The sequence below is a fragment of the Clostridium sp. CTA-6 genome, from assembly GCF_054768115.1.
In genome coordinates, this window is the sequence record NZ_BAAAAU010000012.1 from 49,164 (window position 1) to 71,116 (window position 21,953).

Annotated in this window: 28 protein-coding genes; 3 read left to right on the top strand and 25 right to left on the bottom strand. The window is 23.9% G+C overall.

Features of this window, described 5'->3' with window-relative positions; translation table 11 throughout:
- Positions 1–22: 22 nt before the first annotated feature.
- From ACYUDJ_RS17730 to ACYUDJ_RS17835, 22 genes are all read right to left on the bottom strand, one after another.
- A complete protein-coding gene (locus tag ACYUDJ_RS17730) occupies positions 23–322 on the bottom strand; it encodes a hypothetical protein (protein WP_460289756.1) in 300 nt (99 codons plus the stop codon).
- Positions 323–359: 37 nt separating this feature from the next.
- Complete coding sequence (locus ACYUDJ_RS17735; RefSeq protein WP_460289757.1) at positions 360–614, bottom strand: hypothetical protein; 255 nt, start codon at positions 612–614, stop codon at positions 360–362.
- 282 nt (positions 615–896) lie between these two features.
- Positions 897–2,108 (bottom strand): DUF3560 domain-containing protein, encoded by a 1,212-nt coding sequence (locus tag ACYUDJ_RS17740; RefSeq protein WP_460289758.1) that lies wholly within the window; start codon positions 2,106–2,108, stop codon positions 897–899.
- Positions 2,109–2,221: 113 nt separating this feature from the next.
- Positions 2,222–3,703, bottom strand: a complete 1,482-nt coding sequence (locus ACYUDJ_RS17745) for an LPD29 domain-containing protein (protein WP_460289759.1) — start codon at positions 3,701–3,703, stop codon at positions 2,222–2,224.
- Between the two features lie 161 nt (positions 3,704–3,864).
- Complete coding sequence (locus ACYUDJ_RS17750) at positions 3,865–4,536, bottom strand: hypothetical protein (RefSeq protein WP_460289760.1); 672 nt, start codon at positions 4,534–4,536, stop codon at positions 3,865–3,867.
- 333 nt (positions 4,537–4,869) lie between these two features.
- A complete protein-coding gene (locus tag ACYUDJ_RS17755; RefSeq protein ID WP_460289761.1) occupies positions 4,870–5,061 on the bottom strand; it encodes a hypothetical protein in 192 nt (63 codons plus the stop codon).
- A 270-nt stretch (positions 5,062–5,331) separates the two neighbouring features.
- The gene (locus ACYUDJ_RS17760) at positions 5,332–5,658 is read right to left on the bottom strand and encodes a hypothetical protein (RefSeq protein ID WP_460289762.1); all 327 of its coding nucleotides are present in this window, start codon (positions 5,656–5,658) and stop codon (positions 5,332–5,334) included.
- Positions 5,659–6,097: 439 nt separating this feature from the next.
- On the bottom strand, positions 6,098–6,364 hold the full coding sequence (locus ACYUDJ_RS17765) for a hypothetical protein (protein ID WP_460289763.1): 267 nt from the start codon (positions 6,362–6,364) through the stop codon (positions 6,098–6,100).
- Positions 6,365–6,423: 59 nt separating this feature from the next.
- Entirely contained in the window at positions 6,424–6,762 is a 339-nt protein-coding gene (locus ACYUDJ_RS17770; protein ID WP_460289764.1) for a hypothetical protein, read from the bottom strand.
- Between the two features lie 111 nt (positions 6,763–6,873).
- Positions 6,874–7,071: a hypothetical protein gene (locus tag ACYUDJ_RS17775; protein ID WP_460289765.1), complete on the bottom strand. Its 198-nt coding sequence runs from the start codon at positions 7,069–7,071 to the stop codon at positions 6,874–6,876.
- A 58-nt stretch (positions 7,072–7,129) separates the two neighbouring features.
- On the bottom strand, positions 7,130–7,330 hold the full coding sequence (locus tag ACYUDJ_RS17780) for a hypothetical protein (RefSeq protein ID WP_460289766.1): 201 nt from the start codon (positions 7,328–7,330) through the stop codon (positions 7,130–7,132).
- A gap of 286 nt (positions 7,331–7,616) precedes the next feature.
- Positions 7,617–8,711 (bottom strand): hypothetical protein, encoded by a 1,095-nt coding sequence (locus ACYUDJ_RS17785; protein WP_460289767.1) that lies wholly within the window; start codon positions 8,709–8,711, stop codon positions 7,617–7,619.
- Positions 8,712–8,832: 121 nt separating this feature from the next.
- A complete protein-coding gene (locus ACYUDJ_RS17790) occupies positions 8,833–9,006 on the bottom strand; it encodes a hypothetical protein (RefSeq protein ID WP_460289768.1) in 174 nt (57 codons plus the stop codon).
- Positions 8,999–9,316 (bottom strand): hypothetical protein, encoded by a 318-nt coding sequence (locus ACYUDJ_RS17795; RefSeq protein WP_460289769.1) that lies wholly within the window; start codon positions 9,314–9,316, stop codon positions 8,999–9,001. The genes ACYUDJ_RS17790 and ACYUDJ_RS17795 overlap by 8 nt, the downstream gene beginning before the upstream one ends.
- A gap of 17 nt (positions 9,317–9,333) precedes the next feature.
- The gene (locus tag ACYUDJ_RS17800; RefSeq protein WP_460289770.1) at positions 9,334–9,591 is read right to left on the bottom strand and encodes a hypothetical protein; all 258 of its coding nucleotides are present in this window, start codon (positions 9,589–9,591) and stop codon (positions 9,334–9,336) included.
- Positions 9,592–9,627: 36 nt separating this feature from the next.
- Positions 9,628–9,879, bottom strand: coding sequence for a hypothetical protein (locus ACYUDJ_RS17805; protein WP_460289771.1), 252 nt, complete (start codon positions 9,877–9,879; stop codon positions 9,628–9,630).
- Between the two features lie 2,705 nt (positions 9,880–12,584).
- Positions 12,585–12,854, bottom strand: a complete 270-nt coding sequence (locus ACYUDJ_RS17810) for a hypothetical protein (RefSeq protein ID WP_460289772.1) — start codon at positions 12,852–12,854, stop codon at positions 12,585–12,587.
- A gap of 9 nt (positions 12,855–12,863) precedes the next feature.
- Positions 12,864–13,058, bottom strand: a complete 195-nt coding sequence (locus ACYUDJ_RS17815; protein WP_030032027.1) for a hypothetical protein — start codon at positions 13,056–13,058, stop codon at positions 12,864–12,866.
- Positions 13,059–13,151: 93 nt separating this feature from the next.
- Positions 13,152–13,436 carry a hypothetical protein gene (locus ACYUDJ_RS17820; protein ID WP_460289773.1) on the bottom strand — a complete coding sequence of 95 codons (285 nt, stop codon included), beginning with the start codon at positions 13,434–13,436 and terminating at the stop codon, positions 13,152–13,154.
- Between the two features lie 566 nt (positions 13,437–14,002).
- On the bottom strand, positions 14,003–14,605 hold the full coding sequence (locus ACYUDJ_RS17825; protein WP_460289774.1) for a hypothetical protein: 603 nt from the start codon (positions 14,603–14,605) through the stop codon (positions 14,003–14,005).
- Between the two features lie 4 nt (positions 14,606–14,609).
- Positions 14,610–16,334, bottom strand: coding sequence for an FtsK/SpoIIIE domain-containing protein (locus ACYUDJ_RS17830; RefSeq protein WP_460289775.1), 1,725 nt, complete (start codon positions 16,332–16,334; stop codon positions 14,610–14,612).
- 10 nt (positions 16,335–16,344) lie between these two features.
- Positions 16,345–16,533: a hypothetical protein gene (locus tag ACYUDJ_RS17835; protein ID WP_460289776.1), complete on the bottom strand. Its 189-nt coding sequence runs from the start codon at positions 16,531–16,533 to the stop codon at positions 16,345–16,347.
- A 123-nt stretch (positions 16,534–16,656) separates the two neighbouring features.
- On the opposite strand from ACYUDJ_RS17835, the gene ACYUDJ_RS17840 reads away from it, so the two are divergent.
- Positions 16,657–17,313 carry a restriction endonuclease gene (locus tag ACYUDJ_RS17840; RefSeq protein WP_460289777.1) on the top strand — a complete coding sequence of 219 codons (657 nt, stop codon included), beginning with the start codon at positions 16,657–16,659 and terminating at the stop codon, positions 17,311–17,313.
- 69 nt (positions 17,314–17,382) lie between these two features.
- On the opposite strand, the gene ACYUDJ_RS17845 is transcribed toward ACYUDJ_RS17840, so the two are convergent.
- The 3 genes from ACYUDJ_RS17845 to ACYUDJ_RS17855 form a co-directional block, all read right to left on the bottom strand.
- Positions 17,383–17,742, bottom strand: coding sequence for a hypothetical protein (locus tag ACYUDJ_RS17845; protein ID WP_460289778.1), 360 nt, complete (start codon positions 17,740–17,742; stop codon positions 17,383–17,385).
- Positions 17,743–17,861: 119 nt separating this feature from the next.
- Positions 17,862–18,968 carry a hypothetical protein gene (locus tag ACYUDJ_RS17850; protein ID WP_460289779.1) on the bottom strand — a complete coding sequence of 369 codons (1,107 nt, stop codon included), beginning with the start codon at positions 18,966–18,968 and terminating at the stop codon, positions 17,862–17,864.
- 12 nt (positions 18,969–18,980) lie between these two features.
- Positions 18,981–19,250 (bottom strand): hypothetical protein, encoded by a 270-nt coding sequence (locus ACYUDJ_RS17855; RefSeq protein ID WP_030032019.1) that lies wholly within the window; start codon positions 19,248–19,250, stop codon positions 18,981–18,983.
- Positions 19,251–19,727: 477 nt separating this feature from the next.
- Between ACYUDJ_RS17855 and ACYUDJ_RS17860 the strand changes: the two genes are divergently transcribed.
- The gene (locus tag ACYUDJ_RS17860; protein ID WP_460289780.1) at positions 19,728–20,468 is read left to right on the top strand and encodes a helix-turn-helix domain-containing protein; all 741 of its coding nucleotides are present in this window, start codon (positions 19,728–19,730) and stop codon (positions 20,466–20,468) included.
- Between the two features lie 496 nt (positions 20,469–20,964).
- Positions 20,965–21,810: a hypothetical protein gene (locus tag ACYUDJ_RS17865; protein WP_460289781.1), complete on the top strand. Its 846-nt coding sequence runs from the start codon at positions 20,965–20,967 to the stop codon at positions 21,808–21,810.
- Positions 21,811–21,953: the final 143 nt, after the last annotated feature.

Below are 21,953 nucleotides of genomic sequence, written 5' to 3' on the forward strand. Positions count from 1 at the left end.
CCTAAATTTAAAATTTAATAATTTATGGTTGCTTAGTGTTAAATTTTAAAGTAAAATCTTTTGACAATGATAAATTTTTACTGTAAGGTACATTATTCCAATATATTTTATTTTTAAATTTCAAAAGAAAATCTTCAGATAAGTTTTGATAACAATGTATATAAAACCAATCAATATTTTTTTCAAATTCTATAATAAAATTTTCTGTTAGATTTTTATTTTTGCTTATATTTTCCCAATCAGTTTCATTTAAAATTTTTTTATTTTTTCTTACAAAGTTTTCTATATCATTCATAGTAACTAAGTCAAAATTTTTATTCATTTTAAAACCTCCTAAAATTGTTTTAAAACCTACTTGGTTATGCGGTCAAGGTAATTTCGACATTCTTTGTTGACTTCATACCCGCAATGTGGTTAACTAACGAATCGGTAAAGTCATATACAAGCTGTCTACCTGCAATATTATCAGTAATGTAAACTGTCTTATCCCATATAGGCGGTTGTGAAATAGATTGCCCTGGTACATAATACTGCACATTGAAATATATTCGCTTTCCGTCTATCCAAGGGATAGACCTTACTTTATATGAGCCAATCCATTTATCTAATTCCATTTTATTATTCCCCCCCTTTAAATCTAATGTGCTGCAATAACTACAATATGAAATTATTATTATGGGAACTACACAAAAAGTTCTGTTATATATGTCCGTATTTTAAATTTAAATTGATAATGTTTTAGGTATAAAACCTACCTTTTATTAAATTATTTTTTATTATAGAAGTTATAGGAAAATTTCTGTTATATAGGATTTAAATTTTAATAACTTATATCAAAATTTAAAGTTAGGCTATAACGTTTATATTGTTTTGTTTGTTATAGCCTTATTAACTTGTTATATTGCTACTGATTCGTTGTTATTATATGGATGTAATTGCCAGTCGCCATCGTAACACCCTATAAAATTATTATAGTTGGATTTAACTACTTTCTTTCTGCATGGTTTATCCAATGTAAAACTATCTTTAATAGGTTTGTTATTCTCTATATTAATTTTTTGAATCTGAATACCTTTTGGTGTTACTTTTATAACTTGATACGCTGTTATAACTCTGTTGCCACTAATATTATAAGTTACTAATATATCATTAACTTTGTAAGGATTTTTTATTTCTTCTTTTTCTTCTTTAAATCCTTCTGGAACTTTAATTTGCTGTATTTCTGAATAATCAACTTTGCTTACCCAATCATTTAAGGGTGCTTCTAAATATTTACAATATACTGTTTTAGTATTTACTTTTTCAACTTTTGCCCATCCATGACGTATTAAAATTAAATAACCTGCTTTTATGTTTTCTTTGCTAAAAATTCCACCCAATTCGTCAAGGCAATTTTGCATAAAAGCCTTCTTGTCTATTTGATATTCTAATTCTCTTAAATATTTTTTTATTCTTTTTTCTGCTTCAATATCCCCATTCGCTTGTTTTTCCTCTACTGTTACTATATAAGATTCATATTTTTTTATTAAACTATCACATTCTTTGGTTCTATTACATAAATATACTTTGTCTTTTAATTGTGTTTTATTGGCTGTTCTTTGTGATGCTTGGGCTTTTTCTTTGAAATAATCTGACTTTCTATATTCTTCAAAGCCTTTATTATATCTATTCATTATTTTATTTCTATAATTTGTAAAGCTTCTTCCACTTGCTGAGTTGATATTTGGCTGAGTTATAAAAGCGATATCTCCTCTATGGCTATTAAAATCATTTTGTAAACTTTCAGCACGCTTTACTGCATTATCTGAATAATTTTCGTAACGTCCTATTCTCCTTTCTGCTTTTTCTGCCTTTCTATTTAATTCTTCCTCATATGAAAGGCGTTCGCCTTGTTCTTCTTCCTCTGTAAACCCTAATTTCTCCGCAACTTTTAAAGCTGAATAATGGTTATTTTTTGACCTACTAACCCATGCTTGAGCATATCTTGAGAATAAATAAGTTCTTTTTAATTCTTTTTTTAAATCTTCTGAAAGTGCCTTATATTCTTCCTTTGTAAAATGTAATTCTATTTTTCCAGTTTCTAAATTATTTATATATTTTTTTGACATTTTAAAACAACTCCTCTTTAATAAAATATTTATATATATCTGTTACAACCTTGATTCTGTTATACAAGGCTACAAGCTTTATTTATAGCCTTATATGTTTGTTTTAAGATTGATTATATTATTACTTCTTTAGTATTTTGAATAGATATTAATTCCTTTAAATCCGCTTTTATATCCTTACCTTTTTTATTTTTTGAAATAAGTTTACTCGCTTGACCTTTTGATATTTTTAAATTAGTAGTCCTTATTTTAGTTATACAATATAATGCATATAATTGTTTTTTAGTTGCTTGTTCTTCTTTCCAACTTACTTTATCCTTGTTTAAAACAGTTTCTTTTGTTTTTGTAAAATCTACACTAATAATATTGCCATTATCTTGTTTTTCTTTAAAATTATTTTTATTATCTTTTTTAGTTGAGTTTGGCGGTTCTGGTGTAGGTTTATGACTTGAAGCCCTTTCTAATTCTTTTACAAGCCTTTCACTAAATTTTATACCCTTGAACACTGTTTCTAGTTTACTTTTTACAAATAATATTTGTACCGCTCCAGTTTCACATTTAATTATATTTTCCATTAATAATTTACTATTATGATGTAACTTTTCAAGGTGTAATTTTGTTCCGTTACCTTCTTTTAATAATTCTTTATATGTTAAACCTGTTATAACGACATTTGATGTATAATCATCATAAATAAACCTACTATCATTTACGATTTTTTTATCTAAATATGACCATGTCCCACTAGCATAAATATATAAATCTGTTATATTTATATTTCTTAAAATCTCTAAATAAGAAGCATTATTTATATTTAATTCCTTATCAATTTCTCTTTGTAAATCTCTGTTAATATCTTCAATTAATCTATTTGTATATCTAGCATATGAAAAACCTTGAGGGTCTATTATAATAGGTTCTTTACCTTCACAGTATACACATACCCCACCATGATATAAAACTATTTCTGTTTCATCATCTGTCCATGTACCGCCTTTATTTTTAAAGAAGTTATAATCTTCTAATAAGTTAAAACAAAAGTAATTATAGTTTGATTCATTCATATAGACAATATCTGTTATTTTATATTTGTTTAAATAACTACTTTCATCAATATACTTATCATTGTCAACTTTCCAATTATTTTTATTTATGCTAGGTTCTAAAGCTATAACAAAAATATTTTTTTCTTCTACATTTACAACTTTAACATTGTTATAGTCAAAATCTTCAATTATTACATTGTCATTGTATAATTTTTCTCTTTCTTGTCTTTCTTTCTCTAATTCTAATTGCTGTTGCTCATATTTCCTTTGTTGGTTTTCTTTGTATTCTTTTGTATCTGAATAATAAGCTATTCTACTATTAATATAAATTGTATCAGATGTACATTTCGTAAACATTCCAGCCACTTCTTTTATAATATCTTTATTAGCTTCAAAATCTACGTCATTACAACTACAATCAATCGAATATATAGAACTTGTAACACTAAACTTTACCCCTGTTTGTGCTTTTAACTCCTTTTTTAACGCCTTTGCTATTTCCTTATTTGATAAACCTTTTAAAGTTTCAATGTTAATATTTAAATTCATTTATGTAACAACTCCTCTTTAAATTTTTATATCAATTATCAAAATTTTTCTGTTATATGGTTCTATTTTTTTGATAACTCATATTAAAATTTAAAAGGCTACAGGCTGTTATATGTCTATAGCCTTTTAATAAAATCTACATTTTAACGAATTATTTTAAATTATTCTATTCTATCATGTATAGGAATAGGATATTGGCTAATTTCTCTAAATCTTGAATCATTACTATACATGAAATTACCACCATTCATATACCATTCATTTTTTAAAATAATAGGTTTACATCTTACATAATTCTTATAAAAATCTAATTTCACACATTGTGTTATGTCTTCAGCTTCAAATACTTTCGGTATTTTCTCACCTATTATTAGTAAATTATCATGTTTAGAACTTATCCCGTTATTTGTGCAGTCTCCTATTGATTTATTTGTTAGTATCTCGCATCTTAAACCTTTTATAATGTTTTTATTCTTCCAATGTTCTAATACTTCCCACTCGTATTTATAACCTGTTTCTAACTCTGTTATAAACATTAAATCACTGTTGTAACGTTGGATTATAAATGTATCTAAATTGTATAATTTTACTGCTTGAAGTTGTTCAAAATCATCTGTTATAGAATTATATGTAACACGCTTAACAATTTTGTTATATTCAGCATCTTTTACAGTATGATTTTTTATAAAGGTATTTAATAATATTTTTGCTTCTTTTTCTGTCTCAAATTCACAACTTCCGCAATCCTCAATATTTTTTGTTAAACTATTTGTAATTTCGTACCAAGTCCCATCTATTGTTATAGTAATATTTTTTATAGTTTCTTTTATCATTTTTCAACAACTCCCTTTGATTTTATTAGATTGTTTTTAATTAGTATGTATGTTTTATTTCCTCTTGACAATTATTATATTACACTATATTTGATGTGATGTCAATAGGTTTTATCAAATTGTTTTATATTAGAATTAAAAATATTTGCTTTAATCTAAAATTTATTATAAGCCATTTTAAGTGAGATAAATTTTATAGATATAATTACATATTGAATTAATTTAAATAACGTTAGAAGGCTTCTAGTGAAGTCACTATGTGATAAAATTTATTTTTTATGTTGATATTTTAAATTATAATTTTAACTTAAAGCAAATAAAAAAGGCTAGTGCTTAAACTTTACTAGCCTTTTTTGATATTTGATAATAAGGTTTTTTTAGGTAGGATTGATTAAATAATTTAAGATTATAACCATTTTGCTCCAAAAACTTTAATTCGGTTATATTTATTTTATCTACATCAATACATACTTTTTTATCGCCATCATATTTCTTAGCTTTTTGTAAAATATTGTTACAATTCATTTATATTCCCCCTAAATTTTTAATAAAAGTTGTATTTTACTAAAAGAACTTTTTAAAACGAATCCTTTTAATTTCCTATTACTGTAGAAAACCCATATATACCATGTACATTTTGATAATATACAACTTTCCCATTCACATAATTAACCTCTATTCTATCGTGTCCTATTTCTTTTATATACTTTATACTTCCCCAATTTAACGACTCATTAAATATGTTTTTAGCCTCTTTGACAGTGATTGTACTCCATTCACCATTATTAAACCAATCTATCTTATCATATTCATTATATGTTTAGAGTTCTTTTCTGGGTCACTATAGTTAATTTCTATAGTATTAGAATTTCCAAAAACCATTTTTTCTATTTCTTGTAATGTCATTTTTGTATTATCTGATTTATAATATTCTATAATCTTATATAATGTTTTTCCCTCTGATTTGTGTTTATCTATATGTCGTGTATTATCTATAAAGAACCATTTTGTATCTGGATTATAGAATATCCCTATTTCTGCGAAATCTTTTCCTTTTATTTCTTCTTTTATATCTCTAGCTATATCTTTTTTGATTTGATTAGTAAGTTTAATATTCAACATTATTTAAACAACTCCCTTTTATTTATATTATATCCATATATCCTTTGTTTTTCTAGTAAGTAGGCACTAGAATTCTTAGTATGTAAGAAATGTTTTGACTTGATATGTTCTTTCCTTTACTGTATCTATAGTATAACAAATATAAAACAATTTGTAAAAGATAGCCTCAGAGGCTTAAGCTAACTATATATCATTAGATTATTTTATATTTGTTTATCTGCTTATATCTAAATATTACTACGTATTACGTTTTGCTTTTATTAAATTATTTATAATTATGATATAAATGATAATGATTATTTATTAATAAAATTATTCTTTTATCTTAATATGTTTCCAAAGTAATTTTAAAAGTTTCTGAAGCTATTTACAGCTTATAAATACAAATACACTAATAATTAATTTAAATTTATTCTGGAGCTTCTCAGAAGCTTATTTATTATTCTTCTATATTATTATAATTTGGTGCAGAATCTGTATATAGTGTAACATCAAATCCATCTGTGTCCATGAATATTTCTGCCACTTCTTTTCTTTTTACCATTTCCTCCATTATTTTATCATCTATATAATTTTTTATTTCTAATCCGAAATTTTCTTGTATATTGGCTTCACTGATAGTATATTGAAACCCCTCTAGTGTGCTTTCTTCTTGTACTGTTTTAACAATATAATCGGCTATTTTTTCAAATAAATTTTTATTCATCTTAATACAACTCCCTTTTATAAATTGTTTTTTATTATAATTTAAAAGTTTTATTTATTCTAATTATTAAATGGATTCTTTATTTCTTCAATTTCAATCCATAATTCAATATATTTTTTTACCCATTTACGTTCCGAATTTTCCAACTCAGTTGACGCAGTTATTACATAACCAACTTGAACACTTTTATTATCTATATCTCTATACATTGGTTTCTTATTTTTTAATGCGTTTTTAGTAATATCTATATAACATTCTTTACAATGATTTTCAACATAATTAATTAATGCTTTTTCTATATTTTCTGATTGGATGTATGCCTTTTTTATAAAGTCCTCATCAATCCAATATTTATCATCTTTTATAGTTGTTACTGTTGTAAATAAATAAGTTTTCATTTTTAACCCTCACCTTTTTAAAATTATTTTTAATAAATTGTTTTGATACAAAATCTAAGTTTCATACCAATTTTTATACAAAACTTTTTAAATCTTTATAGTATCATCTTTTTATAAATCATTTCCATATTTGTCGCACTCAGTATAATTACATTCAATATCACTTCTAACTAAAGCATTAATATATTCTTTTCTATTTTTATATCCTTGTTCTTTCCAATTGGCACAATATGAGTCATCACTATATATTTTCTTTAACTCTGTATCGGTTTCTATTTTCCCTGTTATATTACATTTTAAATATTTCATATTCTCACCTCATAAATTAATTTTATCAAACTTTTAATAAAAAGTACAATTTATACTATTATTTTTCTATTTCTTTTTTAATTTCATGAAACTGCTTTTCAAAGCCTTCAACATTTAGATTCTCAAATCTATCGTTCATAATATTATTTAAATTTTCCTCTGTAAAACAATCATTCTCTTTTAGATATTCAATAACTAATTCTTTAATTTTATTTTGAATGTTTTTATGTAGTTGACATATAAAAATATTAGTATTCATTTTTACAACCCCATTCATTAAATTATTTTAAATTAATTGCTTTATGTCTTTAGCCTTGCAGTTGTCAAACTAGATTTTTGAATTGAGCTTTTGTTGATGTGTTTGTATTTCCTTACCACACTTATAATATTACACTATTTTTGATGTATTGTCAACAACATTTTTAAATTATTTTATATTTAATTAAGATTAAAAAGTTATTAACAAAATAAAGAATACAATCAAATTCATTTGTTGTATTCTTTTACCTTTGGTTCTTTGGGTACTCAAAGAACATATATATTATTTATTCTATATTATTATTTATGTAGAACAAATATTCTTCCATGTCTATATCATCACTGTATTTTTTATCAATTTCATTTAATTTTTGTTTCTTCATATTTGATAATTTTAATTCTAAATTTAACTTTTCCACAAATTTTTTAGTGTTATTATTTTCTTTCAACTTCAATACATCATTATCCAAGCTCATATCATGCTTTAATAAATCTATTAATTTTTCTATTAGCATATCTTTATATTTATAATTCTTTAATAGTTTATTAGATTTATTTTTAATTTTACTATTCAATTTTTGTCTTTTCTCTTTTATATTATCATATTCTATTTTTATGGCTCTATCGCCTATGTATAGCTTATATGCACGAAAATAACCTATATAGCTTTTATCATTATATTTATTTAAAACTCTCTTTGTAGCTTCCTTATATAGCTTTTTAGATAGTCGTTTTAAAAATACTTCTTTACTGTTTTTACATTTTAATTCTTGCATTACTTCCTTTTCAATATTAATTATTTCTTCCACTTGTTTATCTATAGCAACTTCAAAAGAATAAAAATATTTTTCTAAATCACTATTATAAATTTTCTTTATAAAAGTTAGTTGTCTATGCCATTCTAATACTTTTCTACTTTTCAAATTATTTAATGCTCTTTCAATTATCTTTTTAAATTCATTTCTTGTGTTATCGTAAAAGTAACTTATGTCAAAGATATTTAGTTCTAGTATTTCACTTAATTCCTTTTTATTATTATATCCTACATTATAAGAAGGATTAACAATTCCCAATATTTCCATTAAATTTGATAATGATAATAATTTATTCGTATCATTTTTATAAAGATATTCGAGGATTATATCCCCTATTTCTTCTACGTATGTATTGGAGTTTAATCGTTTATCTTGTATTGGTAAAGGTTTTTTATATACTTCTTGTATAATGAATTTATGACCTTCTTTAGTGTATTTACAATAATAAGATAATTCTTTTAATTGTGCTTTTTTAGCATCGCCACCCTTAATTTTTATTTCTAATGTTTTACATAACTCTTTATAATTTTTAATTATCATTCCTTTAGTTAAATTTTTAATATTCATATTATTAATTTATACCTCCTAAATTTTTCATATAAAAAATTTGACTATATGCTACCAAAAAAAGAAATATATATATTCTTCCACCATATAGTCAAATTTCAAAATTGTTTTATATTATGAATTAAATATTATATTTTTCCTTTCTTTCTGTATCTGCCTCCTTTTTAGTTTTGAAATATTGTATTGTTTTACTCTCTAATCTATCGAATATGACCCATTTATATTTTGAATTTATGGGTATATTTCCACAATATATATTATATGTATGCACTGTTGTATATCTTTTTTTATTCATGTTTTGCTACTTCTTTCCATTGTATATATATTTCTTTTACTTCTTCATAGTCCTCTTTATTGTCTACAGTTATATAGTCAACTATGCTATATTTACCTTTTTCAGTTTCTTCTATGCTCCAACATTCTCCAGATTCAAAACCTATTTTATTTAATCTTTCTATTAAGTCGTTGTGTAAATACTCAGTTTCTTCTTTAGTATCTGCAATAACTTCTATTTGTGCATCCCTTCCTACTATTGTGCTATTATATTTTCCTGTTGTTACATCAAAACTTAATCTATTTATTATATATTTTATATTACTTCTCATAATAAAACCTACCTTCTTTAATTATTAAATATATCTACACATAAATTGTTATTTACTTTGTAAATATTGTCTACTATCCATTCACCATAAGTATTAAATAATTCTATATTGTTGTACATGAATTTAAAGCTTTGCTTATAGAATGTAATTACTTCATTTTGATTTAATGTAATATCTATTCTCTTATTATTTATTCGTAGAGTTTCACCACTTTTATGATTAATTATTTGTAAATCACCTTTATCTATAAATCCTTTTAACTCTATTAATTTCATTTTTTTATTCCCCTTTCTTATCTTTAAAAATCTTTATTAATAATTTAAATCTAGCAAGTTGTACATAACTTTAGTTTCTTTGTCTTGTAAGTATATAAACTTCTTATTTAAGTAAGTGTCATTCATGTCAATGAATCCTCCATTGGCACATTGATAGTACCATCCATTTTCTACACTATTGTCTTCAGCTTGAGCAACGGTTGTAGTAATTCCTATATTCCCCTGATTTGCTAATGTACCTATTACTATAATAAAAGTTATTATTATTCTTTTTATCCATTTTAACATTATATAACCCTCCATTTATTTGCTTTGTTAAATTGTTTTATATTAATTAATCGTTTGCTTTAAGTCTAACCTAGTAGTTGTCAAAATGAAATGTGATTTATTAGTTTGAAATGATTTAAGAGATAACTATTTTCTAACACATATCCTCCTAGAGTCAGCTTTATATAGCCTAATAGTTACCAACGTTGCCAACACCCTACAGGTTCTTACATGACGAACATCTTTTCTTAATTTGTTTAACTTAGTTAAGTTGATATACAGTGTATCAAAACAGTTTTTTCTGCCATGGTTACAGGACGGTCACTGCCGTAAGTTCTTCAACGTTTACCCTCTGTGTATCTCTCTCAACCTTTAATTATATTATATACCTATTCTATATCATTGTCAACATATTTTATTAAATTGTTTTAAATTAATAAAAAAATATAGTAGTTTAAAAACTACTATAAAAATATATATTAAGTTATCTATTTATAACTATTTATTATTTATGAATAGCAATATTAAGTTAACTAAAGTTAAGATTACTATAATTATATTCTTACTATAGATACTATAAATTAAAAGTAAAATTAAAGTTGATAGTAAAACTTTTCTATTGATTTTTAATTCCATAATGATATAATGAATTTAGGTTAGGAAAAGGCTTATCGCCCTTTCCTGTGATTTTTAGTTTTGTTAGACCTTTTGGACTTTTTCTTATGTTTCTTATTATGTATGTCTTTTAACTGCGAAATTAGAATCCATACATTTAACAAAGAACATAAGAAGTCTACGAGGTCTTTTATTGTCCCTAAATTCACGTTTTGCACCTCCTTCACTACTCTTTTATTATACCAAATTATTTTATGTTTTTCAAGCTTTTTCTACCATTTTATATAATTATTCCTAATATATTTTATAGTTTATACCCCTTGAAGGTATATAGATATATCAGTGTATCTTTATACATAATTAGTGTATATTACATTATAATTATTCATTTGCAAGTTTGGTATTGACTAATATCACAGTATTTAGTAACATTTATAATGTATATCTTATACAGTTCGTTTGCAGCTTATTTGAGTGTACTTATGTGTATTAATATAATCATACCTATACTTTATTTATGCATGATGTGAAGTGTCTGAGATACCCTCTTATTAAATTGTTTTAAGTTAGTAATTGATAATAGTTATTAGTTAGTGTATAGATATATAGTATTGTATATAGTATTATGTATTGATTGATAAGTAATGTATAGTAGTAACTATGTGTATATAACAATATAGTTTTGTTAGTATCATATAGTTAGTGGTATCATATAGTTAGTAATGTATAATAGTATTTAATAAGTTCTCTTATATAAAATAATTTGATGATTAATAACTATTGTCTATTAGATGCATGTATTAAGTGATACATATCTTTAGTTAGTATATATGTTTAATTAATATAGTGTTGCTAGTAGTTTAATGTATTGGTTAGTATGTTGTACTATATAAGTGTACGTATTAAGATAGTATTACTATGATTTAATAATAGTTATTAATATAAAGTTATAAAGATCATTTAGTATAATGTTTGGTTGTAGTTTGAGTGGGTACGCGTGGGATGCATGGGTGGAGCATAGGGATATTAGTTTTTATTATTGGATTTTTATTTTAGTTGTTTTGTGGGTAAATTATTGTTTTAAAAGTGATGGTTTGATTAGATTGGATTGTGTTGAGTTTATTTTTTTGTTTTAGAAGTCTTCTCATGAAAAAATATTGTTATATCAACAACCGACATAGAAAACTATATAAAAATACACCTACACTATACCATGTAATATCAATATCATAACACCTAGTTTTCAAAAACAAATCAAATAGTATTTAATACTACATATAATTTCCTTACTCTACTTTTATAGTATGCAACTTTTACTGTTTAACTTGCAAGTCATTTTTATATATTTAAAATCAATTCTAACCACTTCTAATCAATTTTATTTTTAAAGATATAAATACACTTAAAACTATTTAAAATCAATTCTCGTGGCTCTCATAAAGTCAATTTTAATATGTTTATATAAATTTAGATACATAGTTTTAAGATTTATTGATTTATATATTATTTGGTAATAACTGGGTTAAAAGTTTGGCTTAATGTATATTAAGCTAAGTTATTATGTAAACCATAGGTGGGGGGTACTTTTACATTTTTATTACTAGTTGATAATCATTATCGGTGCGCAACTCATCCACTCACACCACACAGTTAAAATTTTTAATCTCACCCTACTCTATTAAATCTCGATAAAATCCTTTAATATCAATGCTTGTCCACGTTTATACAAAATAATAAAACACAAAAAATGAAATCGAACAAATCCTTTAATATCAACATTTATGGCACTTCAAAACCCTTTTTCGATAAGGCGAATTTTTGCCATAAAAATGTAATTTACATTAATATTAATACATTTGTTCGATTTTTAATATTTTTCTGTTAAATTCTTCTAAAAATTACCCTCAAATTACTCAATTATATTGAGAATACTAGCTTTCATCGAAAACTAGTAAAAGAAGATTAATTTTCTAAAATTTTTATCTTTGGTTATATGTGTTACATAAATAAACCATACAAAAATATTTAAAAGGAGTTTTACATGAAAAAAGTTAAGTGTGTTATTTATATGATAACCATTTATAGAAGTATTATACAACTCTATTAATTGTTTATTTTCCAACCAAACTCTTAGCAAAGACCCATAAAGCTTTAATATAATTTACAGGGTTGCCATAATGTTTAACATTCTTCCAGAAGTTATCTACAACGTTAAAACTATTCAAAAAAATAAGTATTATACAACATCCACAACAAACAACTGTAAATGCTTTAATTAAATCTGCTTTATTTTGACTTCCAAAAGCTCTTATAGTTTTTTCTACAACTGTACCTACAACATAAACTTTTCCTATCTCTAAAAGTAATTGAAAATTATTCATAATATCACCCTATTTCATACAACTGCTTACTGTATCTAAAAGTTTAAATGCAGTAGTAGCAACTGTAACTCCCATCAATGATATAGTTACAACACTTATACTTTGAGCAATATCTTGTTTACCTAATGCGGTACATAATTTCTCTATAAGACAACTTCCAACTGCCATACCACCCATAGTGATTATTATTTTTGTATTACCCATAACAATTCCTCCTTATGAGTATATGTATCCTTTTCTATTAAAATATCATGAAACTAATATAATATCTTAATACAAGAGGATACATATACCCTCTTATTTTTTCTTTTTATAATATTTAAAATCTACAATATTACTTTCATTAACTACTTTCTTATGTTTAATATTTTCTTTTTGACTTTGTGTATCATAAATTTTATCTTTTAATTTTCCATTTATATCTTTTGTTTTCTTTAAAAATAATCTAAGTATGTTACAATTTAGAATTAGCATTTGTTTAGTTATTTTTCCTAACAAATAGACCAATCTTCCTGCTTTTGTACCTCTTAGAATTATAAAAAAAATTTGTAATCCTAAAATACTTATTAAGATATCAATCATCACTTTCTCTCCTTTGTATAATTTAGAATCTTTTGTATGATTTAAATAAACTTTTGTTTGATTACTTAGACTCAAAATAATTAATATATATTAATACAAATCATTTATATATAAACTATTTAATTCTCAATATTAATACAATTTTAACTATCAATATCTATACCTATTTGTTAAATAAATGAGCAAAATCTCATAAAGACTTCCAACTCTTTTTATAAAAATAAACTGATATAAATATCAATAATCAAAACTATATAAAATTGAAAATGAACACCTATATAATAATTTGTATTATATAAAAACTACTTTAAGTAAAGTATTTAACTTCTGTTTATGTACAATATTCCTTAATGCATTATATGAGAATCATTTAAAAGGTGTGATAACTGTTTCATGAGGGAGGGGATGTTTTTACATTGTCCCCCATCCTCCTATATAGCTCCACTACGTTACGCTATATATTTGAAATTTAAAATGGCTTGTTTATTTGATTATAGGTGTATTAAGTGTGATTACTGTAACTATATACTAGAATATATGCTGTGACATATGCTAAAGTCATTTACTTACTTATCAAACACTTTCACAAAATTATTTAACTTATGATTTAAATGAATGAATTTTATATTACTATTTATATCTTTAAAGTGATCTCCACTATCGATTAAAATTATTTGTGGAAACTCTCCAAATAATCTTTGTAATTCATTTGATTTATATAAATCTTCATATTTTTTTATTGTATTATGCCCAAAATTAGTTGATGCAACTTCAACAATTTGAAAATACTGTTTTCCATTAAAATCAAAAATAAAAAATCCATCACTCTTTATTTTTCCACTCAACCAATTTTGTTCTTTTTTAAAATACTTTATATTTACATCATGATAAAATAGCTCTGCATAATAATCTAAAAGTAGTATTCTATGCAGGGAAGGTTTTAAATTTTGATATTCTTTAGAATTAAATATATAAGCATTAGTATTATTTAAAAAAGACAATTTAGTTATTTTAATATAACCACACTCTTCTAATCTTTTTAATCTTCTTCTTGCTATTGCCTGCCCTTGACTTTTATCCTTATAAAATATTTTAGCAATTTGTTTAGCAGTACAAATTCCAACTGATTCTATATGTCTAGCTATTTCTTTATCATTATCAGTTAACATTCAATCACTCCCTAGATTTTGGTGGAACATAAGGCACATAGCCTTCAATTTTAGATATGTTTTCCAATAATAACTCATCTTTTGTTTTTGGATGTACTTTAGAAAAATCATTTTTTATATGAATAGGCTTAGTAGAATTATTTCCTTTTTTGATTTCGGTTTTGTTATTATTTTCAGATGGCTTATCAATAATTTTTAATGATTTGATTTTTTGATTTTCTTCTTTTAATTGTTTAATTCCAGCATTTATAATATCTTTTTTATTTGCAATATTTTTATCTCGGTCGCTAAATCTTGTATTAGAATCATTTTTATCATTAGAGTTATTATCAGATTTTTTATTTATTTCAGGAGGTTTTATTATGCTTTTCTTAACATACTTATAAATATTATTTGTTAAATCTAATGTATATAGATAGCCCTCATAAGCTTTACAAATAACATAAGCTTTTCTAGGAGGTAAACCTACTGCTTCATATCTACCTTCGCCTAAAACGATTGTAGAACATACAGAATCATTAAATCCATAACACACCCTAACATTACTCATATTTTTAAGGAAGCTACTTAAAAGCAGCTTTTCAGGCTTTTGGTGCGATATGACATAAGTAATTCCATAAGCACCTCCGAATTGAGCTATTTTTTCTAATAAATCAATAATATCCTTGTAAAAACTTTTTTTATCTTTTATAGCATTAGCAGCAACAGTCATTATTTCATCAACAATCACATAAATATAAGGTAATTTATTTTCAGGATGTTTTTTATTGTAATCTTTAAGATTTGGGTCTTCAAAACTATCTATCATAGACATAAATAATTTTTTTCTTCTATTCATCTCTTTATTTATGTTTTTTATAATTATTAGAATGGTATCCATATCATCACAGAATGCAAATTTATTTACTTGTTTACAGTTTCTATATTTAGCTAAGTCCCCTTTTGCACCTTGTAATAGATAGAGGTTAACTTCACTTTCATTATTGTTATGAATTAAATTGGTTATTATGTGATCTAAAGTACCGTTTTTACCACTTCTAGTTGACCCTGCTATTAGGATATGAGGTTCTGAATTAATATCAACTAATATAGGATTTGCACTTTCATCTACTCCTAGAAATAGTTCATATGGTTTTGTAGTAGATACAGGTTTAAATTTAATCTTATTACAATTTTCAATATATATAAATTTACCATCTATATAGTTTTTATTTGCATAGGTTTTAAGAACAACAGTACACTTTAAGTTATTTTGTAATGTTTCTCTTACACTGCTTAAATGTTTATAATTATATCCCCAAGGAATGTATAATCTTGCTTCAGCACCATAAGAAGTAAATTTTAAATCATTTGGAGAAAAAGTCTGATGCATTTTATTAAATAATCCTGTGTAAGTCATTGCTTTTTCCCAATTACTTAGAAATTCTGTTCTTTTTTGTGCTAGTTTGATGTCTTCTTTTATTTTAATAGTACATTCTTTAAATTTATCTTTTGATGTATCTTGTTTTTTAATCTTATTTTCTAATTCAATTTGTTTATCACTTTTAATTTGTCTTCTCTTTTTCTTATTTTCAATTTTAGATTTATTAAATATATTTTTAAGTGTTTTTTTACAACTATCTTTTAATAATAATTTCTTATTTCCAATTTGTTTTCCTTCATCATAAACTTTAATAACAGTTCCTTTTGAATCTCTTATAGTAAATTTAGCAATTACTTTGCTGCTCATTTATATCACCCTATTTGTTTATTTTTATATTACAACTATCATTAAATCCTTTTTCAAACTTTTTTATTTTTTTAAGACTTCTTGTGACTGTCATGTACTGGACTTTATTTTTACTCTTATCTTTTGACCATATTTTATAAATGATATATGATACAAACCAAATTCCCCATCCTATGAACCCTACAATCATTATATCCATTGAAATTCCTCCCTAAAATTTATGTATACTATATACTATGGCATATGTCATATAAGTGTGATAAAAATTTAGAATAATATTCTTTATTTTGCAAACAATATACAAAATGAGAGGTGTTTTGATATGAGGATTGGAAGAGTATTTAGAAATACTAAACGTATTTTTAATATAATTTTATCAATAATAAGTTTTATAATAGGTGTTTTTAGTTTTGTTATATTTGCTATGTATAAGGTTATTAATTATATAAAAAGAACTATATTTTATATGAATAAAACATATAATTATTTAGATGTTCAAAAGGAAATTAAATCTATGGATGACAGGCAATTTGAGATATTTTGCTCTGAATTATTTAAACAATTAGGATTCAAGGTGAAAACAACTCAAGAAACGTGTGATGGTGGTAAGGATATAATATTAAAAAGAAATGGCTTTACAACTTATGTAGAATGTAAAAAATGGAATGGGAATAACAACTTAGTAGGAAGACCAGAATTGCAAAAGTTAGTAGGAAGCTCTATTGCTGATAGTGTTTTGAATATGATTTTTATAACCACAAGTGATTTTAATAAAAATGCTAAAGAATATGCTAAGAAAATAGATAGCCTAAAGCTTTGGACTACTATAGATATTATGAAACACATAGAAAAATTAAATGATAATCAGATATGTACAATATTTAAAAATACAGAAATGAAATATAATAGTGGAAATGTAATTAATAAATTAGAAAATATTAATGAGAATTTAGTGGAAATAAATAAAAGTTTTAGGTAGGATAAACTTCTCACCTAAAACATAATTTGTTTTATTCATATTAGTGCAGAAAAACGGTAATATATTAAACTATACTTCTTCTTGATTTAAATAATATGAAATTGCTGATGCTATGATGTTTGTATGTGTAACATCTGTTTCGAATTTTATTATTTTTAATATTTTAAAATCATCATTACTAATTTTAATAGGAATAGTTTCTAATTCTTTAAAATCTTTTAATACTACTATATTTTCTTCGTATGCATTTTTGAATATTGTTAATATCTTGCTTATTAAATGAGATTTCATTATTCCAACAGTATTATTTGTTAATTGTTTATATAGTTTTTCAGGAACACGAACAGATTTTCTATTGTCATTTGTGTTTTTTACTTTAACTTTATTCTCAAGAATATTTTTATCATGCTTTGTAAATTCTTTGCTCATAAAACCCCCTATATATTTTACTTCTTTAATTGATCGTCTAATAATGTTTGCTTTAGAAAAAATATAATCTATGTATCCCTATTGTTAATAAGAATATATAGACTACATTTTGTTCTTAATTAGTCATCCCAAAATTCATCATCAAAGAGGTTGTTTAACTCTTTACTTGATATAGTTGATTTTACTTCTGTTTTAGTATTGTTAACAGAGTTATTTCTAATATTATTTTCATTAGTATTGGTATCATTATCTTCATTAATATTAATTAATAAATCTTCATCTATAGCCATTTTTTGTTTTTCCTGTTCTCTTCTTTCAGCATCCTTATATGCTGTTTGGATTATTTCAATAGCATCTTTTGGCATAGATAAACCACTTAATAACAATAGATTTTCTTCTTTATTGTAACCACAATATGGAGCTTCTAATGTATCAAATTTGCCTTTAAAATCTTCAGCATAAAAATCATCTCGTTTTACAGATACTCCTAGATATTTACAGTCATAAGAATTAGGTTGAATAAATACACTATCTTTAATACTGGCATCTACTGCATCATCAATACTTCTATATTTATTATCTAATTTTAATAATACTTTATATCCTTTTTCATTATTAATTCTTTTAGAATCAGTTTCATCTATATTATCACCATAAAATCCTAATAAATAATCTAATTCCTCTATTGCACATTTATTTATTTCATCTAATGTCCTTCTTTTATCATTATCTATAAATTGTACCGCATTAATTAAATTCTTTTTACTAAGTTCTATTATATCATTCCAAAAACCTATAGTGTTTTTAAAAGCTACTTTTCCTTCTGTTAAACTAGGAAATACTCCTACTACATTAATAGTTTTTTCGGGACAAGCTTTCTTTATTGCTTTTGTTATATATTTTATAGAACCACTTCCAAATCCTCCATCAGCACTTGTAAGTATAACGATAGTATCTTGTAAAGCATATTTTAAAATCATATCAACTAATTTTTGTACTTCTTCTTTTATATATTGACCTGCTAGTTCTCTTGATTTCCCTGTGCCAGTTGCATTGGGTATATAAAAAACATTTCTATTTATATCAAAGTTTTTCAAATTTTCCATGTCTTTTAAATTAGCATTACAAAAAAGACCTGTATAACGTTTATCTTTTTCAAGCATAAGGTTTGTTAATATATTTCCGCACTGTCCTGAACCTAGCAATAATACTCTCTTTTTATCCATAATATTCCTCCACTATATAATATTTGTTTTTAATTCTTTTAATTTTTCAGCACCTTTTTTAGTTATACAATAACTTTTAGCTCTTTCTTTTTTTACGCCTTCCATAATATATTCTTCTTGTAAAAGTATTTTTATGGTATTTCTAACTTTTACAATTGAAAAACCTGTTTTATCTACTATTTGCTTTAATGTACTACCTCTTCCTAAGGACAAACCCCTGTTTTTGGATTTATCAACAACACATGCAAGTATTTTGTAATCGTTACTGTTTAAGTTAAGCATTTATTCACCACCTTTGATGGAACATGATACCAGTTGATAATACAACTATAACTAAATATAAATAAAATGTCAATAATATTAATACATAAAGTAAATTTAAAAGCAAGTAAATATAAAGAAAATAGAAAAATAAAGTAAAAATATTTTATAGTTTGTTTATATTTTGTTTATACTATATTATGCTTATGTTTAGTTTTTATTGACACTATTTTTATATTACCTTTCCATTGTGTTTATATTTGTTTTATAGTAATTTTATGTTTTAAACTATATTTAAGTAAAATGAAGTTAAAGTTATTATATAATAAAGTTAAGCTAAGTTAAATAAATTTTATTTTGAATTAAAACTTATTTAAAGTAATATAGTATATTAGTAAAGTGAATTTAAAATAGTATTTATATAAATAAAAAGTAATATGTACGTTTAAATTTAATTATGATATACTTTAACTAAGCTTTATTTAAGGAGTGGTTAAAGTGAAAAAATTCGATAAAGACAATATTATTGATGCTGAATTTACAAATATAGAAGATGATATAAATAATAAAGATACTAAAACAAGATTAATTCGTGGAGAGCCATTATTTTATACAACAACACAAGTAAGTGAAATGGTAGGAGTAGAACCTTCAACTATACGATTTTGGAGCAAAAGATTTGAAAATTTATTAGATATAGAAGTTTCTAATAAAAATAAACAATACAAAAAAACAGATGTGGAAAAATTAAAATTTATTAAAAAGCTAACACGAGAAGACGGGTTGACACTGGCTCAAGTTCAAGATTATTGTAGCTCAAAAGGTTTTGATATAAATGAAATAGAACAGAGTGTAGTAGATTCTAGTAATCCATTAGCTATTCAAACTATAATGGCAGCCTTAACAGTAGAAATAGATAAGAAATTAAACTCTTTTTCAAATGAATTATTAAATAAAATTGATGAAAAACAAAAGAATGGAGTTTTAATTCAACAAGAAATGAATGATAAACTTCATGAAACTATAGCATTAACAGTAGATGAAATAGTATCTGAAAAACTAGACAAATCTGTATCTGAATTTAAAACTTATATAGATGAAAAAGAGAGACAAGCTACTAAAAAGGATACTGAAATGATTGATATGTTAAAACATAGTATGGAAGAAAGAAAAAAGCAACAAGAGGAATTAGAAGCAGAAAAGAAAAAATCATTTTGGGGAAGGTTATGGGGAAAATAATCTTCCTTATCTTTAAATTCCATATTTCAAACTTTGCAAGAAAAGATATAAGAGTAAATAAAATGAAATAGGTATGATAAGACTACTGAAAGATAAAATGTCTTAAAATAGCTTAGGATGAGTTTCAAGAACATATGTAAAATAATTTAAAAATATAAAAATAATAGTTGACTAATATAAAACAATTTGGTAAAATAAAATTACAAAGAAAATAAAAGAGAAGAATTGCAAAATATAAAAATTAAAAAACTGAGGTACGAAAGTTTTTAATTCTTATAAGTCTATCTTATTAATCTATTAGTATGTATTGTTATATTAGTATATATTGTTTCACTCTCTTTAGTGTCCAAATTTTAGTTACTCAGACTCTATGATGTAAATAGAATTTTATTTATAAACATAAGTGCAATGTATTTATGTAATGTTTTTTCTAGTTCCAAAAGAAAGAGTGCAAAATGTTAAAAAATATAAATATAGAAAAAAAGGAGGTGCATTAATGGATAAAGATTGTTTTATACAAATATCTAATTATATGATATTAGAAAATAAGAATTCAAAAGTCAATTATATTTTATCTAATGAATCTTTATTTATATACATATTAATTTCGCAAACTATAACAATAAGAAATCATTATAGTTTTTCAATTAATCAATTATTGGATATTTTATATGTAAATAGAACTCAAACAAAAATGATAGAAAAAATAAGAAATTGTTTATTAGAATTAAAAGAGATGAATATTTTTAAATACTATCAAGATTTTTATTTAGAAAAAGAAATTACAGATACAAGAAAATTAAAAAAAGGAGAAATATATTATGCACAATTAAATTATGTATTTGATAATAGTTTTTTCATAGTATATGATGATGAAATTAGAATGATATTAGAATATTGCAAAGGTAAGAGAAATATAGATAAATTTAAATTAACAGGATATTTCTGTTATCTAATCATGAGAATGAATAAAGAAAATAAAATTTGTTATCCTTCGTTTGATAAAATAGAGTTTGATGTTGGCATAGGAACTAAAGCAATAATGTCTTATAATCAAATTTTAAAGGATTTGAAATTGATAGATTATATTAATGGGGGATATAGAATAGTTAGAGGAAAAGTGAAGCAAGACGTTAATTATTATTGTAGATATGAAGATGGACAATGCTTAAAAGAATATGTGAAGAAGTTTAAAGAAGATAATAATTTAAATAATCAGACTATATCAGAAAAGAAAAAGAGTAATAAGAAGAGAAGCTTGAAACAAAAACTTAATCATTTAGAAAAGGTTGGTGATGAAGATGCTGCAAAACGAATTAAGGAATTATATGATGAATTATAATCAATTAATATAAAACAATTTAAAAATATAAAAGTATGATTTTATCGTAAATAGAAAATTTTGCATAATAGGGCTTGACTTATATAAAATAATTTGTTAAAATGTAATTATGGTTATGGAAAACCAAATGATTGTAAAATATA